Here is a 2,527-nt window from a genome sequence, read left to right as displayed (position 1 = left end):
CGCCGCCGCCTGCCCAGGCGCCCGCCGCCGCCACGCCGGCGCCGCCACCGCCAGAGCCGGCCACCACCTATGCCGAGGAAGACGTGCTGGGGGCGGCCGAAGGCGTGTTCGGCAAGGGTGCCGAAGGCCTGGCCGACATTGTCCGCAAGACCTTCAAGGATCGCGGCCAGCCCAACGCCTATATCGTCGGCAAGGAAGCCGGCGGCGCCATCATCGTTGGCCTGCGCTATGGTTCGGGCACGCTGTATCACAAGGTGGAAGGCGACCGAAAAGTCCACTGGACCGGGCCGAGTGTGGGTTTCGACATCGGCGGCGATGGCTCCAAGGTGTTCGCGCTGGTCTACAACCTCAACGACACCGAGGATCTGTTCCACCGCTACCCGGCGGCGGAGGGCAAGGCCTATCTGATCGGCGGCTTCACCGCCAATTATCTGCAGCGCGGCAATGTGGTGATCGTGCCGATCAAGCTGGGCGTTGGCTGGCGGCTTGGCCTCAACGGCGGCTATCTGAAATTCTCCAAGAAGGGCAAGATCCTGCCCTTCTGATCACTTGATCTGACCGAGCAGCGCCTGCCCGGCGGTGAGGCGGCCGATATTCTGCACCAGCCGTTCCATGATGGCGCGGTTGATGTCGGGATTGCTCCACGACAGATGCGGGGTGATGCGGGCGCGCGGGTGGCCGATCAGCGGATGGCCGGCCGGCAGCGGTTCCGGATCGGTGACGTCCAGGCTGGCCCACAGCCGGCCCTTGTCCAACTGCGCCAGCAGCGCGTCCTGATCGATCAGGCCGCCGCGGCCGACATTGATGATGTGCGCATCGCTCTTCATCCTGGCCAGCCGTTCGGCGTTCAGCAGATGCTGCGTCGCCGGCGTGATCGGGGCAGCCAGCACCAGGTGATCGGCCTGGGCCACGACCTCGTCGATCGGCGCGGTCGATATCCACGGATCGGGTGATGGCGCAGCGGACGCGCGGGCGGCGATGATCTTCATGTTGAAGGCATTGGCATAGCGGCCGACCTGGCGGGCGATATTGCCCAGGCCCACCAGGCCCAGCGTGCGGCCATTCAATGTGCCCAGCGGTCGGCCCATCATGGCATCGCGTTCCGGCCAGACATCGCCAGCCTTCAGAGTGATTTCGGCAAGCCGCTTGGTGTGGGCGAGCATCACCGCCATGGCATACTCGGCAATCGGGATGGCGGTGGTGCCCGATGCGCTGGCGACGGCCGGCGCCTCCCAGATCCACGGCGGGTAATCATCGGCACCCGAACTGGCCAGCTGCACCAGCTTGACCTGGCCAGGCCAGCCTTGCGGACGCGGAGCCTCCGCAGCGAGTGCCCGGGTCTCGCCTTCACCGTGGAGCACGAACAGCACATCGACATCGATGGGCAGCGCCCAACGGTCGTTGTCCTGCGGGATATGGGTGGCCGACGTGATGCCGGGCAGGCCGGCCAGCAGGGCCGACATCGGCGGGGCAAATTGGTGGGCAACGCGCATCTTGTCCTCCCTCGTCGTCCTCCCCTAGCGCGGCGTGCAGCGCGCCGCTACAGGGCGGATGACTTCACTTGCAACGCAGAGGACAAGATGGCCAGCATCACCGTGATCACCCGCGACGGACAAAGCCATGTGTTGCCGGCAAACCCCGGCATGAGCGTCATGGAAATCATCAAGGATGCCGGCATTTCCGAACTGCTCGCGCTATGCGGCGGCTGCTGTTCCTGCGCCACCTGCCACGTGCACGTGGCCGAAGGTGATATGGTACGCACCGGCCCGGCGGGCGCCGATGAAGCCGACCTGCTCGATTCGTCGGACAACAACCGGCCCAACAGCCGGCTGTCGTGCCAGATCCCGTTCACGCCGGCGCTTGACGGCCTGACCGTCACCATCGCGCCGGAGGATTGAGCGACGATGCTCGAAGGCGCGGTTGCCGCGGCCTTTGCCCGCCAGGCCGCGTTCTGTCGGCTGTTTGCCGCGCCCTTGACCGGTCTGGTCTGCGAGGCGGCGATCAGCGCACTCGACGACAGCAGCGCCACCGGGCGGCGCATCGCGTCCTGGCCGGGCGAGCCGATGGCCGATGCGCTGATGATGCGCGTCACCGGTGCGTTCAACCTGCTGGTGCGGGCAGGGCGGGCACCGGCCCTGCAGCCGCTCTATCCGCCGGCCGCGCTGCCCGATGTCGCCACATTGGCAGCCGCCATCCGCACCACGCTGGCCGATCCGGCGCTGGACCGCGCCGTGCATGACTTTCTCGACAGCCCGCCGCAAACCAACGAGGTGGCGCGGGCCGGGGTGCTGTTTCCCGGCGTGATGGCGGCGGTGGCGGCCTGCGATGGCCTGCCGGTGCGGCTGTTCGAACTGGGCGCATCGGCCGGGCTCAACCTCAACATGGATCGTTTCGCCTATCAGTTGGGTGCAGCGACGGCCGGCGATGCCAGCAGCCCGGTGCAGCTGGCGCCGGACTGGAGCGGGCAGCCGCCGCCGCTGGCGCCGGTGACGGTGGTGGCGCGCAGCGGCGTCGATATCAGCCCGCT

At 67.9% G+C, this 2,527-nt stretch carries 4 protein-coding genes; 3 read left to right on the top strand and 1 reads right to left on the bottom strand.

What is annotated here, in order from left to right:
- Positions 1-545 (top strand): DUF1134 domain-containing protein (locus GJ693_RS15400; protein ID WP_156257127.1); only part of this gene is annotated, 545 nt, incomplete at its 5' end.
- Here the strand turns inward: GJ693_RS15400 and GJ693_RS15395 are convergent.
- Positions 546-1,493, bottom strand: a complete 948-nt coding sequence (locus tag GJ693_RS15395; protein ID WP_156257126.1) for an NAD(P)-dependent oxidoreductase — start codon at positions 1,491-1,493, stop codon at positions 546-548. It abuts the gene before it with no gap.
- Between the two features lie 87 nt (positions 1,494-1,580).
- On the opposite strand from GJ693_RS15395, the gene GJ693_RS15390 reads away from it, so the two are divergent.
- Both GJ693_RS15390 and GJ693_RS15385 read left to right on the top strand, forming a co-directional pair.
- Complete coding sequence (locus tag GJ693_RS15390; RefSeq protein WP_156257125.1) at positions 1,581-1,898, top strand: 2Fe-2S iron-sulfur cluster-binding protein; 318 nt, start codon at positions 1,581-1,583, stop codon at positions 1,896-1,898.
- Positions 1,899-1,904: 6 nt separating this feature from the next.
- Positions 1,905-2,527 (top strand): DUF2332 family protein (locus GJ693_RS15385; protein WP_156257124.1); only part of this gene is annotated, 623 nt, incomplete at its 3' end.

Origin of the sequence: Sandarakinorhabdus oryzae (assembly GCF_009733735.1) — a bacterium.
Classification (GTDB): domain Bacteria; phylum Pseudomonadota; class Alphaproteobacteria; order Sphingomonadales; family Sphingomonadaceae; genus Sandarakinorhabdus; species Sandarakinorhabdus oryzae.
Note: the sequence above shows the minus strand (reverse complement) of the source record. Positions and strands in the feature narration are given on the sequence as shown.